Below are 16,152 nucleotides of genomic sequence, written 5' to 3' on the forward strand. Positions count from 1 at the left end.
AGTAAAGTAACAGAATTTACGTATAATAATCTAGAAAATCTAAGTCAAAGGAAGGTTGAGCGTCACTTTGGTTCCTTCGTTTGGAGAAGAATTGATGAATAATCTTCCGTTGATGTATTTCACCCGCTCCCGCATAAAAGTCAGTCCCATTCCGCCTTCTTCGTCAGGTTTGGATTTCAGCTTTGACTTGTCGAAGCCCTTTCCGTTATCATCAACGATGATGCTTAGGATATTTTGACTATGCGAGACCGTCACGATGATGTGAGAGGACTCTGCATATTTAATAGCGTTGTTAATCGCTTCTTGCGTAATTCGATACAAATTAATTTCTATCAAGGAATCTAATCGCTGGGAGAATTCAGATTTGTTGAAAAGTACAATCTCTTTTCCGGTAAGTTTGGAAAGCTCCTGAGTCAATTCCGTCAGCGCTGGGACAATTCCGTAATCCTTTAATTCAGGCGGGGTAAGATTGAAAGTGGCAGTTCTTACTCCTTTGATGATATTGGAAGTCAGCTCTTTTAGCTTAATGATCTTCACCTCGGCTTTCTCGGGATCGGTGGTGTCCACACTTTCCAGTAGGTATTTCAGTCCGGTGAGCATCTGACCGATCCCATCATGAATATCTTTTGCAATACGATTTTGCTCATTTTCCTGATTTTCGATTATTTGTCGGGAAATGACCTTTTGTTGATGCATTTTTTCCTCGAAACTCTCCTTTGTGAGTTGCTCTACCTGATGCATAAATTCCTTACGCTTGGTAATATCCAGGCAAATCAAAATCAGTTCGGATTTGTCTTCAGCCGAATTGAAAGGAATCATGGAGACGTCAAGCCAGATATCTTCGCCAGTTTGTGAAGTGGTTTTTAATTCCCCTTCCCAGCCTGCTTTTTTGTTTTCGGCGATAATGCGATCTATCGTGAGCTGCTCATTTTCGAGAGGGGAAAGCAAATCTGAAATCTTCGCATTGACGTTGAATTTTTGTGCTTTGTACAATCTGCTGAAGCGCTCACCTATATGGGTGATGTAACCTTCAGGAGTAATCCTTGCGAAAAGCAGAATCTGATCCATAGCTTTGCTCAAAGCCTGTAATTCCCGTACAGATTTTTCCTTGGATTGACTCAGAATATCCGCGTTTTTGGCCATTTGAATTGCTTTTTCCTCGGCATCCATCAGCTCGTGAATGCTGGCTTTCATGGCTTTTGCCGAAGGCCAAAAAATTATTAAAAACTCACCAACTAAGACCAGTAGGGTGAAAAGTGTAATGAGTAATTCTACCCGCTTCAAGTTTGAGACTTTCTCCTTTGCTTCGTGATCATATTGGTTCACGATCTCATCCATTTTCACCAAAAAGCTTGTTGCATTACTCTCTATGCTTTTCAGCTGATCTGCCATGGCTGTGGAGTCTGGTGCTTCGGCAGATTTGAGAAAAATGAAATTTTGTGTAGCCTCAGTGACTTGCTTGAAATAAGGATTAATCTCCTCAAACATTTTCGTGACCTCGGGACTATTTTCCACGCTGAAATCCTGGGATTCATCCCCGAGTTGCAGGATTTGATGGGCGATTTCCCAGCGAGTCATGGTGTGTTGGATCGAATCGGTGAGTGGCCCAATGGCTTCAGGAGACGTGGCTGTAGAAAGCAAAAGCACTTCCTTGTTCAGCTTTTGGCTGAGCATACGCTGCCGACCAGCCACATTGACCAGTCGGCTGTCATTTTCCTGATCATTCAGATGTTTTCTGATGAGAATCTGGCTCGCGATCAGGGAGATGGCTATAGCTCCCAAGGCAATGATGTAAAGTCTCCGTAGACGATTAAAAGTATCTTGATCCAGGGATCGCGGTGTACCAGTCATTTGATTAGGTAATGGCTTCTTTGACTAATTCTAAACTTGAGGGTGAAAGAGGTAATTGTAATGCTGCCCGGTGCCCTTTTTCAGACATTTTTGCCCAGGTTTTCTGAAGTATGTCGATGATTTTGGCGGATTCATGCTTGGCCGCAAATTCTTCAAAATAATATTCCAAAAAGACCAGGCAGATGACGTCTTCCATGGTTTGAGTATCTGGATCTGTTTTCAGTTGCTTCTTTCTGATGAGGAACTTTACTCGTTCTATGGTTTCTTCATCATAACCAGCTTCCTGAAGGATCTTCGCAGCCATGTCAGCATGCATCTTTTTCAGCTCTTCCCTCCACTTGAGATATCCTACTCTATCCATTGGATAGTCTGACCTTGGAATCTTCCATCTTCCGATGTGCTGTGCCCTGACGGCTAGCTGCATAGCTTCTGATGATTCAGGATCAAACTGATCCAATTTTTCGGTCATACGGATGGAGTATAACAGCTCTTTTGCAATCTCTTTTCCCGCTACTACTTCTTTGATTGGGTCTTCCGCATTGACCTGATCGATCAATGTGATTGCTTTCTGGAATTTGTTCATGTGTCAATTGGATTAATCTGCGAATCCAATATATACATTTCCCTCCTGAATCCTGACCGGATAAGTTGCAATACTATATTCTTCTCCGTTGAGATTGCTGCCATTTTCCAGCGAAAAGGTCTTCTTGTGAAGCGGGCAGGCCACTTTGGGGATTCCTTGTGAATCGCCCGTCATGCCTCGGCTTAAGACCATTTCCATCTTGTGGGGGCAAAGGTTTTGGCAGGCATACCAAGAGTTGGTTCTCGTAAAATGGTAAACGGCAACCTGTTTGGATTTGTATTTCACACAGGCACCGGCATTTGCTGGGAAGTCATTTGTCTGACCTACTTTGATCCAATGAATAGCATGTTCCTCTGCTACGGATTGATAATTTTTTAATAATTCTTCCATGATCTTATTCGTATAGGATTACCAAGGTCTAGGCATTTTTTGATCTCTCATCGGAACGAATACCAAACTGTCGTCGGTCTCATCAGAGTTGACAAAGGGCTTAAATCGCTTCATCATTTGTGGATCTTCGATGGCTTCTTTCCATTCGCAGGCATATCGCTGCACCAGTTCCTCCATTTCTGCTTCCAGTTCCTCGCCGATTCCGAGGCTATCTTCTACCACTACTTTTTTCAAATAGTCAATTCCACCTTCCAGTTTTTCCAGCCAAGGAGCTGTCCGCTGAAGGGGAGCAGCAGTTCTGATGTAATAGACCAGGAATCTATCTAAGTATTTGATGCAGGTTTCGTCATCCAGTTTCTCTGCCAAAAGGATTGCGTGCTTCGGTGTAGCTCCGCCGTTTCCACAGACGAAGAGGTTCCATCCACCTTCCACTGCGATGACCCCAAAGTCCTTTCCTCTTGCCTCGGCGCATTCACGGATACATCCGGATACGCCACCTTTAAGCTTATGCGGGGAACGAAGACCTTTGTAGCGCTCTTCGATTCGGATCGCAAAGCTTACGCTGTCATGCAAACCGTATCTGCACCAAGTCGAGCCAACACAGCTTTTGACTGTCCTAAGTGATTTGCCGTAGGCGTGACCGCTTTCGAAGCCAGCATCGATGAGTTCTTTCCAAATCATCGGCAACTCATGAAGCTGGGCACCAAAAAGATCAATACGCTGACCTCCTGTGATTTTGGTGTAGAGATCGTATTTCTTTGCGACTTGCCCCAAAACCATCAGTTTCTCTGGAGTAATCTCTCCGCCCGGTACTCGAGGCACTACTGAGTATGTGCCGTTTCTCTGAATATTTGCCAAAAATCTGTCGTTCGAATCCTGAATAGGTGCCTGGCGATTGGCTGTTTCCATGTAGATACTGGCGAAAATGGAAGCCAAAACAGGTTTGCAGGTCTCACAACCATGGCCTTTGCCATGTCGATCCAGTGCTTCGTCAAAATCCATAATGCTTTGAAGCTTCACTAAATCGTACATTTCCTGACGGCTGTATTCGAAGTGCTCACAAATGGTTTCCTTCACTTCCTGCCCCATGGACTTTAAAGTCTCTTTCACCAAGTCGGTCACCATTGGTTTGCAGCCGCCGCAAGAGCTCGAGGCTTTGGTGCTCTTTACCACATCTGAGAATGAACAGCAGGAGCCGCTCGTGATGGAATCACAGATGGTTCCTTTACTTACTGCTTCACACGAGCAGATTTGTGCTGTATCCGGTAGATCGAGTACTGAACCCAAAGCACTTTTGCTCTCTCCACCTCTGGAACCCAAGATCAAATCTTCCGGATTCTCAGGAAGCTTCATGGCATTGATGTAAAGCTGAAACAGGGTGTTGTAATCGGAGGAATCTCCAACCATGATGCCTCCAAGGAGCTTCGAACCATCTTTGGCTATATTGATTCTTTTGTAAACTCCTCGTTGCTTGTTTTCATAGACAATCGCGGTGACCTCATCGTTTTCGATAAAAGGGTCTCCAAAAGAAGCCACTTCTGTACCTACCAGTTTCAGCTGGGTGGACATATCTATGGAAGGACTCATGAGTTTTTCTCCTCCGGTGATTTGCTCCACCGCCACTCCAGCCATCTCATAGCCTGGAGCAACTAATCCGTAGATGCCATTATTATAAAGTGCCACTTCTCCGATAGCATAGATCGCCGGATCTGAGGTTTCCATTTTATTGTTTACATAGACTCCGCCGCGTTCACCTGTTTTTAGACCGCATTTCACCGCCAATTCATCTCGCGGGCGAATTCCAGCGGAAATAATCAGCATGTCTGTTTGAAGTGAGGTTTCGTCCGTAAAATTGATTTTTTCGATACCTTCTTCACCGATGATTTCCTGGGAGTTTTTGCCAAGATGAATTTTCATCCCAAGGCTCTCAATCTTTCTCTGAAGCATATCACTGGCAGCTTTGTCCAGTTGACGAGGCATCAAGCGGGGAGCAAATTCGACTACGTCTGTCTGCATGCCTAGTTCTTTTGCTGCATTTGCAGCTTCCAAGCCTAGCAGTCCGCCGCCAAGGACGGAAGCCTTGAACTTACCATCATTCTTCAGTTTCTGCGCGTAATCCTTGATCGCGTCAAGATCTTCGATGGTTCTGTAGATAAATACGCCTGGCTTGTCTACTCCTTTGATGTTTGGAACGAAGCAGGAAGAACCGGTTGCTAAAACCAGGTAGTCATATTCGAAATAATCATGCTTATGGGTAAACACACGCTTAGATTCATTTTCGATATCAGTGATCATTTCACCTGTTCGAAGTGTGATACCGTTTTCAGCATACCATTCGCGAGTAGCCAAAAGCAGCTTATCCGCAGAGTCTAGAGAGAAGTATTCACTCAGATGGACACGATCGTATGCCGGTCTGGATTCCTCGCCGAACACGGTAATCTCAAACTCATCGCGAAGTGGGTGAGTAGCTAGTTTTTCGCAAAACTTATACCCCACCATTCCATTTCCTATGACAATAACTTTCTTCATGGCTACGTAATTTAGAGCTCAAATATAAGTATAAATACGTAATTCAAAAGAAAATATAAAATAAATACTTACTTATAATAAGTATTGAAATAAGGCCTTGAAAAGCATATATCTGCCTCTATTTAAATTTAGATCATGTTTTATTTGTTCAGAATTATCCCGATACGTATTTTTTTCTCTTACAAAGAGGCGATAAATACGTAAGTGGTTTCTTTAGAAAAGTGGGGTGTGATGTAAATTCAGGCAGTATGGAATAAAGGGCGTTCCAATTATTTCTTTTATCTCGCTCTTTCAGAGCTTTTTGATTTATATTAATTAAAAATTCCCAGCCCTCCAGGCTGGGCTATAATATTTGAGGCTTTCAGCCCTATGCGTATTAATTAATTATTCCGATAATCTGATAGAACCTGATTGGATAATCATATTAAATTACTGCATAGTTTCCTCTGCGAAACCTCTGCGCTCACTGCGGTTAAAAAAGATTGACTTTAATCAAAAAAAGCACCCCAAGATGAGGTGCTTTCAATTTTATTTTCGGTAAGAATTAACCTACTCTTTCGATTTGAGAGAAGTAGAATGCTCCTTCGATAGCAGCGTTTTCGTCTGAGTCAGAACCGTGCACTGCATTTGCTTCGATCGACTTAGCAAAGATCTTACGGATAGTACCTTCTGCTGCATCAGCAGGATTAGTAGCACCGATCAATTTTCTGAAATCTTCCACTGCATTGTCTTTTTCCAAGATAGCAGCGATGATAGGTCCAGAAGACATATATGCGCATAGATCAGCGTAGAATGGTCTTTCTGAGTGAACTTCGTAGAATTTACCTGCGATAGCTGGAGTCAATTGGGTAGCTTTCATGGCTACGATTTTGAAGCCTGCTTCTTCGATCATTTTAAGGATTGCTCCAGAATTGCCTGCAGAGAAAGCGTCAGGCTTGATCATGGTGAATGTTCTGTTAGTTGCCATGTTATTGGTATTTCATTGGTTTAAATCGGGCGCAAAAATAGACTTTTTCATTACAATCTCCATAATAACTTTTGTATTTATCGCTTACCTGCTTCATTATCAGCAGGCTACTATAATTGGGAATTGTCAAAAAATTCCTGACCTTTGCGAGCTACAAGAGCCAAAAAGCAGCTAAATGTATAAAATGGAAGCTTTAGCCTCGTTTAAGAGAGAGATATCTTCACCCAAAAAAATATTCATTACAACTCACGTCAAGCCTGATGCCGACGCATTGGGATCTTCCTTGGGATTGGCTAATTACCTGCTCAAGAAAGGACATGAAGTGACTGTAGTGACTCCATCGGATTATCCTTCGTTTCTTAATTGGATGAAAGGCAATGATTCTGTGTTGGATTTTAGTAATCCCCTACACACTGAACTTGCTACCAAAAAGTTAAATGAAGCTGATATAATTTTCTGTTTGGATTTCTCTGTCTTAAATAGGGTAAATGAATTAGGCGAAATGATCCGGAACTCGGATGCATATACCGTCAACATTGACCATCATCAAGATCCTGAAGACTTTGCTGACTATCGTATATGGAGTACGGAAGCCGCAGCTACCTGTGAATTGGTGTATGAAATGGTGGTACAGCTCGGCGATGAAAATCTCCTGGATAAGGACATAGCAGAATGCCTATACGCTGGTATTATGACTGATACGGGTGGATTTAGACATCCTAATACCACCAAGAATGTTCATTTAGTTGTTGCAGAATTGTTGGATTTGGGAGCGGATAGTTCTCAGATTGCCAATTGGATTTACGATTCCAATTCTGTTAACAGGTTGAAATTTATCGGCTTTGCGATCAGCCGCCGTCTAGTAGTTCACGAGGAACTTCATATGGCCTATTTTGCGATCAGCAAAAAAGATCTTAAAAAATATCAAAGCCGTACTGGCGATACCGAAGGTTTAGTCAATTATGCATTATCTTTGGACGGGATAAAGCTGGCTGCCCTATTTTCGGAACGCGAAGATGGTATCAAAATTTCCTTTAGGTCGTCCAGTGAGGTAGCTGTTAATAAATTTGCAGCAGAATATTTCGATGGGGGTGGACATAAAAATGCCTCTGGAGGCAAGTCAATGTTAAGCCTAAAAGATACAGTTGAGCGATTTGAGTCGTTAGTAGAAGAACATCAGGAAGAGTTATTCCGAGTTGTTCCAGCTACAGTCGGATAAATAGCTTACAGCCCTCCCAAATAAATAGTAAAAATCACTCATCCATCCTTTATGAAATCGAGCGAAACCCAGAAGTCAAACAATGGGATGATTATAATATAAGCGAGATTCCATATGACCTTTGAAAAACAAGTATAATCAAATGAAAAATTCAAAAAGCCTTTTGGCAATTCTAGCTCTTATGATAGGAGCAATCAGCTTGACTTCATGCAATAAGACCAAAGTCACTGAAAAAGATGGTATCGAATACACCTATGTTAAAGAAGGGAATGAAAAAGCTCCAAATGGAGAGTATTTACTATATAATCTTGAAGTTCTAACTGCAACTGATTCCGTGATTATATCTACGCTAGAACAACCTTTTCCAGGGTATGTGCAAGCAAATGATTCTATGGAGGTTACAAATGGAATGGATGAGATATTCCTAAATCTTAAAAAGGGCGATAGTATCGCTTTTGAATCAACTGCGAAAACAATTTTTGGTGGTAATTATCCTCCGTTCATGAAAGAAGACGATTTGGTTAAAGTAAGACTAGGGGCGTTTGAAATCATGAATCAAGAGGGAATTCAGGCATACTATGAGAAAGTAATGGCTGCGGAAGAAGTAAAAAGAACTGAAAGAGCGGCTGAAAGAATCATTGAAGAAGATAAAATCATTCAAGATTACCTAAAAGAAAAAGGTCTTGAAGCACAGAAAACTGAGAGTGGTCTGTATTATATCATCGAAGAAGAAGGAACTGGCGATCCGGTGACTCCGGGTACCTCTATGTCTGTGCATTATGCTGGATATTTGATTGACGGTAGTTTGTTTGACACTTCTATCGAGGCAATTGCTAAAGAAAATGGAATCTTCAATGAAGGAAGACCTTATGAGCCTCTTCCCGTAGCTGTCGGCATGGGTCAGGTAATTCCAGGTTGGGATGAAGGGCTACTTTTATTGAAAAAAGGTTCAAAGGGTAAATTCCTTATCCCTTCTCCACTTGGATATGGTGAAAACGCTATGGGAGACAGAATTCCTGCAAATTCAATCCTTATTTTCGACGTAGATGTAGCGGATGTAAAGTAACATACGTATTGAAGCTATAGTCAGCCCGTTTAAACAAAACCAACTACAATGAAATTTAGATTATTTTCCATTTTAAGCTTGATTGCTGGAAGTTTAGCATTTGTATCTTGCATTGATGAGGAGGCTACTGATGCCACAATCCTTGCAAACGATAAAGCTGCCATACTTGCATACGTCGATACCACTACGATAGTCAATGTGAAGGAATTTCACGATGAGGCTTCAGGTATAAGAATAATTTGGCAACTTGAAGCTCAGCCTGATACCATTTCTGAATTTTACTCAACAGATACGGTAACTGTAAATTACACGGGAAAATTCCTAACTAATCAGGTCTTTGAAACAACTGTTGAATCTGTAGCCAAGGCTAATGGGATATATAATCAAAACAAAAATTACGAGCCAGTTCAGTTTATTTTAGGAGGAGTTATTGCAGGATTTCAGTTTGGAATTTCTCAAATGGAAACAGGTGAAAAAGCAACTGTCTTTATCCCTTCAAGATACGCATATGGAAGAAATGGTCAAGGTAATATAGGAGCAAATACACCTTTAATATTCGAGCTAGAGCTAGTAAAAGTGAATCCTGGGCCGAGAAACTAATTAATATGATTTTACAACGAGTTAGTATTTTCTTCTTTCTGCTGATATCAATTGCATTTGTAAGCTGCGATGCTCAGAATCCTTTCGATACTGGCCCCGTCTATGATACGGCAGGGAACCTTGAGAGAGATAGCTTATTAATTGTGGAATATCTAGAGACGGCTGATATAGATAGCCTTTATCGTATTCATGATCCAAGTGGTATAGTTATTATCGTTCAAGAAGAAGGTGTCGCGTCTCGCCCAAATAGTGGAAATGTAGTATACACTAATTACGTAGGGTCTTTAATGAGTGATGGGTCTGTTTTTGATACAAACATTGAAAATATTGCAATAGATAATGATATTTTCGTTGAGGGTCGTGATTACGATATTTTCAGCTTTCAGCTAGGTGCTGGTAATGTAATTCAAGGATGGGACATTGCTTTTAGGCGATTAAGGTCAGGGACTAAAGCAAAACTTATCATTCCATCTCCTTATGGGTATCGTGATTCGGAAAATAACGACAGGATACCACCTAACTCGATATTGATATTTGATGTGGATTTCAAAGGAATGGACTAAAATATAAAGGAGGGCTTCAGCAGCCCTCCTTTTTTTTGATCATACTTTTATATAAAACTGAGGCAGAGCCATTTCTGTCTTGATACCAAGGTACTTGTTAACGTATGACTTTCGAATAATAGCTTTTGAAAGCCTTTAGCTTAAACTGTTACCTGTTATGTTTGGCTTTCTTGCTTTATTTTTTTACCCAAATAGTCCAAAAGAAAGAAGCTAATTAAAAAACCGATTGCAGGAACAGAAAAGAATACCATGTGCCAAAACTCAGAGTTAGCAGGAGGGTAATAATCATATAACTCAGTCTGAATAGATAGATCCCAATCTGTCATAATCCCCAGTGATGCGAGATAAATCATGTAGATAAATAGAGCCACCATCACCGCCGAAAATATCATCCCTAAACGAATGAAAACTCTTGCTAGTTTATAACTTGGGTCGAGAGATAAGGTAGTTGTCATGGCGGAAAAGTTTATTAAAAATGCGTTTCAAATTGCTGCTAACCAATTATTTAACGTTAAATCCCTTTAAAATTATCTATAGGGTCAGGTTTTTATTTATGGTAAAGACTTTAGGGAGTTGGTAAAACTTGCTTTTATCCTAAATAAAAAAAGGAACTCATTGCTGAGTTCCTTTTCGATTTCAAACGGGAGAAATCTTACTTTCTCACTCTGATTTTTTCCTTGATACGTGCAGCTTTACCCTGACGTCCTCTTAGGTAGAATAGACGAGCTCTTCTTACTTTACCTTGTCTCAATAGATCGATTTGCTCGATTGCAGGAGAGATGATAGGGAAGATTCTTTCTACACCGATACCATTGGATATTTTTCTTACAGTGAATGTCTCACCGTTAGAGTTCGGGTTTCTACGCTGGATCACAGTTCCTTGGAACTGCTGGATACGCTCCTTGCTACCTTCTTTGATACGTACGTGTACGTTGATGGTATCGCCAGCTTTGAATGAAGGGAATTTAGCTCTAACCTCGCTGTATTCCGCTTCTACTATTTTCATTAGATCGCTCATAGCTTTATATTTTTATGCTTTCGCTGTTTGCCAACGCGTGGCTTATTAATTATTTCTTATACGATTCTGCATCGCTTTTCCCGGGTTGGTTGTCCCTGAGCAAGTCAGGTCTTCTCTCGTGGGTTCGGCGAACCGATGCTTCAAATCTCCATTCATTTATCTTGGCTTCATGTCCTGATAGCAATACCTCAGGTACTTTCATCCCGTCGTATTCGGCGGGGCGAGTGTACACCGGCGGTGCCAGTAGACCATCCTGGAAGGAGTCTGTCAAAGCTGAGGTTTCATCATTCAGCACTCCCGGTATCAGGCGAATCAATGCGTCAGCTACTACAGCTGCTGCTAATTCTCCTCCGGAAAGTACGTAATCACCAATGCTAATTTCCTTGGTGATGAATCGCTCTCTCACTCGCTCATCTACTCCCTTATAATGACCACAAAGGATCAGCAGGTTTTGGTTGAGCGAAAGGGCATTTGCCATGGGCTGATCGAAACGAGCTCCGTCAGGTGTCATGTAGATGATCTCATCGTACGTGCGTTCCTTCTGAAGTGCTTCTATGCAACGAGCGATGGGCTCGATTGACATTACCATCCCTGCTCCCCCTCCAAAAGCGTAGTCATCGACTTGCTTTTGCTTGCTTGTTGAATAATCCCGTAGGTTGATCACGCGAATACTGGCTAGTCCTTTGTCCTCCGCTCTTTTCAGAATGGAGTGAGCAAAAGGCCCTTCCAATAATCCCGGTACTACAGTGATGATATCAATGTGCATGGGTTAGTCTTCCAGATAAATTTCAAGTAAACCTTCGGGTAATCGGCAGTAAACTTTTTTAGCTGCCTTGTCCACCTTTAGGATAATTCCGTCCTGAATAGGTATCAGTACTTCTTTTTCCTTGTGTGTTACTCCGAGGAGATTCTGTGTCTCCAGATCATAAACGATCTGAATAGGTCCGATCAGGCCTTCTGTCTCGTCAAAGACTTCGAATCCGATCAACTCATGAAAGAAGTATTGGTCGTCTTTCAGTTCAGGTAAAGCTGTCAAAGGAAGATAAACTCCCAATCCAACCAAATTTTCTACCTGATCCAACGAGTTCAAATCCTCAAATTTCGCCAATGCTTTATTTCCAGGTTGGAGTACAAAGTGCTCCAGGAAAAACGGCACCAGCCGGGATTTTTGCTCTAAGAATAAATGCTCTAATGTCTCATAATCCTCAGGATAATCGACATCCAGCACTATCATTACTTCTCCACGAAGTCCATGAACTTTAGACACGTAGCCTAACTGAAAGCTTTGGTCCTTATTCATGGGGATTTATATTATGCTTTTGCTTCGTCTTCGCCAGACTCAGGAGCTTTTTCTTCTGCAGGAGCTTCAGCCTCAGCAGCAGGAGCCTCTTCAGTTGCAACTTCTTCTACCGGGGCAGGATTGTTAGCAGCTTCAGCAGCAGCTAGAAGAGCTTTTTGCTCGTCTTCTCTTGCTTTGATAGCATCAAGTCTTGCTTGGTTCTTAGCAGCTTCAGCATCGAATGCTTTCTTCTTAGCATCAGCTTTCGCAGCAGTGATACCCTCAGTTTTTCCAGCAATTTTAGTATCTTTATCGGTCAACCATGCTTCGAATTTCGCGTCTGCTTGTTCTTGGGTGATTGCACCTTTCAATACACCAATCTGAAGGTGTTTTTTCAGCATTACACCTCTGTAAGAAAGCATAGCTTTCACAGTGTCTGTTGGCTGAGCTCCATTCAACAACCATTTAAGAGCGCGCTCATTGTTGATGTTAATAGAAGCAGGATTCGTGTTTGGATTGTAAGATCCGATTTTTTCGATGAAGCGTCCATCACGTGGAGCTCTTGCATCAGCTACAACCACGTCGTAGATAGCCATTTTTCTTCTACCTCTTCGTGCTAATCTGATTTTTACTGACATAAATTATAATGTATTTAGTGAGTGGATGGAACCCGTCCATCCTAATTTTGGAGTGCAAAGATAGTGTAAATACTTGTAAAGCCATAAGTTGGCTAAAGAATATTTGCCTGAAAGCGGGCTTTTCTTTTATCTTGCAGGAGAATGTCCAAAGGCTGGTTAATCAATGGTTTTGATGAGCAATAAGTTCATGTTAACATGACCCGATAGATCAATGAGCGTCCAAATTATTTCAGCTGGTTGGTGATATACCAAGCATTTGCTAAACGCTAAATGAATTTATTTCTTTAATTATAAGGATGATTTGATATGGCCCCGTAGTTCAATGGATAGAACAAGCGTTTCCTAAACGCTAGATCTAGGTTCGATTCCTAGCGGGGCTACTTTTTCACTCAGGCTGTTTTTTGGAATCAATTACCTAAATTAAATACGATTTAGAAACCCAAACTACATGTCAGAAAAGAGAAGAATTGGCTTGAAAGATATTGCCAGAGAACTTGGAATATCTATTTCTACTGCTTCAAGAGCATTAAATGCCTATCCTGGAATAGCAGACGAAACGATTAAACTGGTCAAGGAATATGCCGAAAAGCATAATTATGTGCCAAATACCATGGCTGTCAATTTCCGGAAAAACAAAACCATGACCTTAGGGATAGTGGTACCTGAGCTCATTCACTACTTTTTTTCTTCAGTAATCAGTGGAGCTATTCAAACAGCCAAGAAACATGGGTATAGTGTGTTTGTAAGTCAAACAGATGAAAAAGTAGCTAATGAAATTGTTGCTTGTAGAACTCTACTATCTTCAGGAATAGATGGATTACTCATATCTATCTCCAATGAAACAATTGAGGGTAAGCATATACAAGAGTTTTTGGAAGAGGGAAAACCAGTTGTTCAATTTGATAAAGTCTCCGATTATCTGGAAACTCCCAAAGTAATTGTTGATGATTTCCAGGGTGCCTTTAATGCAGTTGAGCATCTCCTAAAAAAAGGATATAAGAAAATTGCGCATATAGGGGGATGGGCTGATGTCAAAAATTCAGTAGAAAGGAAAAGAGGTTATATGGAAGCTTTAAGGACAAATGGATTTGAAATCCATGGAGATTTTTTATTAGAGTGCACAGACATAAGTGAGCAGGAGGGGTATGAATTCACTAAAAAACTTATGGAATCACACAATCCTCCCGATGCGATTTTTTGCATAACAGATCTGGTTGCTATTGGTGCAATAAAGTATTTGAAAGAGAAGAATTTTCAAATTCCAGAACAAGTTGGGGTTATGGGGTTCAGTAATTGGCAACTCGCAGGAATGGTGTCCCCAGGTTTAAGTTCCGTTGACCAGCATGCATATGAGATGGGAGTGAAATCCACTGAAATTCTAATCAATATTCTAAGGGGAAAAGCACTATGTACGGATCAAACGCACATAGTGAAAACTGAGCTCATTATTAGAGAATCTACCTCGGTTAAAAGTCACAAAGATCAAGAACCGATTAATTAATCGGCTCAAATAAATGGAATGTATATGGCTCCATGATCAAATATTCGTGATCTAACCCAACCTTAAATTCCTGTCCTGTCCAATGATCAAGTAGCTTTTCCGGAATTGGCGTGTGTTCTTTAAAAGCATACCACGTCAAGAATGCTGTTTCTGCACTGAAATTAAAAACGCCGTAAAGCTTTTGGTTTCCAAATTTGCGCAAGTATCCAGCCACATGAATGTTGTGAGGTGGTAGCCATGTCAGATTATTATGATCAGCCACTACATTCAATTTTTTTCTAATCGAAATTAATTTCTTAGTGCTTTCAAAGATCTGACTCTCAATACTTCCGGAGTTTTGTCTCTTTTGGTTTTTATCCCAATCCATTACTGGCCTATGCATCCAACGATTATCATAATTCTTACCAGAATCATTCAGGTAGGAATAATCATTTGTGTACCCAAGTTCATCGCCATAGAAAATAATTGGTAATCCGCCGATAAAGAATGAATGCGCCTGCATCAACACTATTTTTTGAATTGAAAGAGTAATGCTAAATTCATTTTGATCTTCCAAAGCCTTTTCCAAACCACAAAGAGAAGCTAATGACCCACTAATCCGCGCATCTCCGGTTTTTGGGTTGGAAGAGAACAAAGCACCTTTTGCAGGGCTGTGTGCTTGATTTCCGGTGAAGTAATCCTTGAGAAACTTTCGATGCTCATATGGATTTTTTCCTGTTTGAGCTATCATATAATCATCGTATCCCAGACCTATATCATCATGGCAACGGGTGTAGGTGATCCAGCTTGTGCCATAGGGTTTTTTGAGGATTTCATGTTGGGCGGCAAGCATTACCTTGGTTTCTCCAGAGGCTAGCATATCCCATTGTAGCGCCATATGCGTGGCGTTGTAGGCAAAATCACATTCTTTTGCCAAAAACTCACCGGATCCGAAATATTTAATAATCTCCTTAGGAGCTACGATGGCTTCACCCAAAATAGCCATTCCTGGAGTGGCCACTTCTACACATTGTTTGATTAACCGTAATAAAGTGTGCGCCTGTGGGAGGTTTTGAGAGCTTGTACCTGTCTGCTTCCAAATAAATGCAGGAGCGTCAATTCTGAGTACATCCACTCCAAGATTTCCATAGAACAGAATATTGTCTAGCATCGCCCTGAAAACTGCAGGATTCATGTAATTCAAGTCCCACTGGTAATCATGAAAAACAGTCATTACCCATTTATTACACTCAGGTACAAAAGTGAAATTATCTGGTGAGCTCTCTGGGAAAATTTCTGGCATGGATGCATCAAACTGATTTGGAATCCAGCGATCATCATACATGTAGAAATAGTCCTGAAATTCCTTATCTCCCTGCTTTGCCTTCTCTGCCCATTCATGACGATGGGAAGTATGATTTAATACGATGTCCAGCATTAAATACATATCCTTCTTTTGCATGGACTTTCTTAGGTCAATTAATTCAGCCAACGTCCCATATCGCTCGTCTATTTTCCTGAAATTAGATACGGCATATCCTCCATCACTTTCACCTGCCGGACTTTCAAACAAAGGCATTAAATGAAGAAAATTAACCCCCAGTTCTTCAAAATAGTCCAGTTTGGTTTCCATGCTTTTTAGATTACCCGAAAACCTATCTACGTATAGACTCATTCCTACCAGATCATTGCTGAGAAACCATTTTCCAGATTCTTCTTTGGACTTGTCTCTTTGCTTTAGGTCATTTCCCCTTTCCTGATTTGCTTTCGCTATGGTGAGTACTAGCTCTTCGAAAAATTGGTTTGCCTGATAAGAGTGACCATATATTTCTCCAAAAAGGAAAGCTATAGTGTCGATAGATTGAGTGAGCCGCAGATAAAATGAGGGGTCATCTTTCTGGGAAAATCCATTTTTTGATAAAATATCAACTGCAAAAGATTGAGCAGACTGATTTAATGTAAACATCTT

General features: G+C 41.1%; 16 protein-coding genes and 1 tRNA gene. 6 read left to right on the forward strand and 11 right to left on the reverse strand.

All coding sequences use genetic code 11. The features are described 5' to 3' along the window. Window positions 1–39: 39 nt before the first annotated feature. The 5 genes from QOL76_RS07040 to QOL76_RS07060 all read right to left on the reverse strand — a co-directional run bounded on the left by QOL76_RS07040 (window position 40) and on the right by QOL76_RS07060 (window position 6,320). Window positions 40–1,851, reverse strand: coding sequence for an ATP-binding protein (locus QOL76_RS07040; RefSeq protein ID WP_283412329.1), 1,812 nt, complete (start codon window positions 1,849–1,851; stop codon window positions 40–42). A gap of 4 nt (window positions 1,852–1,855) precedes the next feature. Beyond that, window positions 1,856–2,434 carry a DUF4202 domain-containing protein gene (locus QOL76_RS07045; RefSeq protein WP_283412330.1) on the reverse strand — a complete coding sequence of 193 codons (579 nt, stop codon included), beginning with the start codon at window positions 2,432–2,434 and terminating at the stop codon, window positions 1,856–1,858. A gap of 12 nt (window positions 2,435–2,446) precedes the next feature. Continuing rightward, on the reverse strand, window positions 2,447–2,824 hold the full coding sequence (gene nirD / locus QOL76_RS07050; protein ID WP_283412331.1) for a nitrite reductase small subunit NirD: 378 nt from the start codon (window positions 2,822–2,824) through the stop codon (window positions 2,447–2,449). 18 nt (window positions 2,825–2,842) lie between these two features. Continuing rightward, a complete protein-coding gene (gene nirB, locus QOL76_RS07055) occupies window positions 2,843–5,353 on the reverse strand; it encodes a nitrite reductase large subunit NirB (RefSeq protein WP_283412332.1) in 2,511 nt (836 codons plus the stop codon). A gap of 544 nt (window positions 5,354–5,897) precedes the next feature. Further along, a complete protein-coding gene (locus QOL76_RS07060) occupies window positions 5,898–6,320 on the reverse strand; it encodes a nucleoside-diphosphate kinase (RefSeq protein WP_283412333.1) in 423 nt (140 codons plus the stop codon). 184 nt (window positions 6,321–6,504) lie between these two features. Here QOL76_RS07060 and QOL76_RS07065 point away from each other — a divergent pair, with 184 nt between their 5' ends. The 4 genes from QOL76_RS07065 to QOL76_RS07080 all read left to right on the forward strand — a co-directional run bounded on the left by QOL76_RS07065 (window position 6,505) and on the right by QOL76_RS07080 (window position 9,768). Next, on the forward strand, window positions 6,505–7,539 hold the full coding sequence (locus QOL76_RS07065; protein ID WP_283412334.1) for a DHH family phosphoesterase: 1,035 nt from the start codon (window positions 6,505–6,507) through the stop codon (window positions 7,537–7,539). A 142-nt stretch (window positions 7,540–7,681) separates the two neighbouring features. After that, the gene (locus tag QOL76_RS07070) at window positions 7,682–8,605 is read left to right on the forward strand and encodes an FKBP-type peptidyl-prolyl cis-trans isomerase (protein WP_283412335.1); all 924 of its coding nucleotides are present in this window, start codon (window positions 7,682–7,684) and stop codon (window positions 8,603–8,605) included. Window positions 8,606–8,653: 48 nt separating this feature from the next. Beyond that, window positions 8,654–9,205, forward strand: a complete 552-nt coding sequence (locus QOL76_RS07075; protein WP_283412336.1) for an FKBP-type peptidyl-prolyl cis-trans isomerase — start codon at window positions 8,654–8,656, stop codon at window positions 9,203–9,205. Between the two features lie 5 nt (window positions 9,206–9,210). Further along, window positions 9,211–9,768, forward strand: a complete 558-nt coding sequence (locus QOL76_RS07080) for an FKBP-type peptidyl-prolyl cis-trans isomerase (protein WP_283412337.1) — start codon at window positions 9,211–9,213, stop codon at window positions 9,766–9,768. A gap of 155 nt (window positions 9,769–9,923) precedes the next feature. On the opposite strand, the gene QOL76_RS07085 is transcribed toward QOL76_RS07080, so the two are convergent. The 5 genes from QOL76_RS07085 to QOL76_RS07105 all read right to left on the reverse strand — a co-directional run bounded on the left by QOL76_RS07085 (window position 9,924) and on the right by QOL76_RS07105 (window position 12,703). Continuing rightward, a complete protein-coding gene (locus QOL76_RS07085; protein ID WP_283412338.1) occupies window positions 9,924–10,223 on the reverse strand; it encodes a hypothetical protein in 300 nt (99 codons plus the stop codon). A 197-nt stretch (window positions 10,224–10,420) separates the two neighbouring features. Beyond that, complete coding sequence (gene rplS / locus QOL76_RS07090; protein ID WP_091692379.1) at window positions 10,421–10,786, reverse strand: 50S ribosomal protein L19; 366 nt, start codon at window positions 10,784–10,786, stop codon at window positions 10,421–10,423. Window positions 10,787–10,835: 49 nt separating this feature from the next. Next, window positions 10,836–11,552, reverse strand: a complete 717-nt coding sequence (gene trmD / locus QOL76_RS07095) for a tRNA (guanosine(37)-N1)-methyltransferase TrmD (protein WP_283412339.1) — start codon at window positions 11,550–11,552, stop codon at window positions 10,836–10,838. Window positions 11,553–11,555: 3 nt separating this feature from the next. Beyond that, window positions 11,556–12,086, reverse strand: coding sequence for a ribosome maturation factor RimM (gene rimM, locus QOL76_RS07100; protein ID WP_283412340.1), 531 nt, complete (start codon window positions 12,084–12,086; stop codon window positions 11,556–11,558). 11 nt (window positions 12,087–12,097) lie between these two features. Next, on the reverse strand, window positions 12,098–12,703 hold the full coding sequence (locus tag QOL76_RS07105) for a 30S ribosomal protein S16 (RefSeq protein WP_283412341.1): 606 nt from the start codon (window positions 12,701–12,703) through the stop codon (window positions 12,098–12,100). A gap of 308 nt (window positions 12,704–13,011) precedes the next feature. Between QOL76_RS07105 and QOL76_RS07110 the strand changes: the two genes are divergently transcribed. Together QOL76_RS07110 and QOL76_RS07115 are read left to right on the forward strand one after the other, a co-directional pair. Beyond that, window positions 13,012–13,083: transfer RNA gene (locus QOL76_RS07110), tRNA-Arg, on the forward strand. A gap of 68 nt (window positions 13,084–13,151) precedes the next feature. Continuing rightward, a complete protein-coding gene (locus tag QOL76_RS07115; protein ID WP_283412342.1) occupies window positions 13,152–14,204 on the forward strand; it encodes a LacI family DNA-binding transcriptional regulator in 1,053 nt (350 codons plus the stop codon). On the opposite strand, the gene QOL76_RS07120 is transcribed toward QOL76_RS07115, so the two are convergent. After that, window positions 14,197–16,149, reverse strand: coding sequence for an alpha-amylase family glycosyl hydrolase (locus QOL76_RS07120; protein WP_283412343.1), 1,953 nt, complete (start codon window positions 16,147–16,149; stop codon window positions 14,197–14,199). The two genes, QOL76_RS07115 and QOL76_RS07120, sit on opposite strands and share 8 nt — an antisense overlap. Between the last annotated feature and the right edge of the window lie 3 nt (window positions 16,150–16,152).

The sequence above is a fragment of the Algoriphagus winogradskyi genome (genome assembly GCF_900182815.1).
Lineage (GTDB): Bacteria > Bacteroidota > Bacteroidia > Cytophagales > Cyclobacteriaceae > Algoriphagus > Algoriphagus winogradskyi.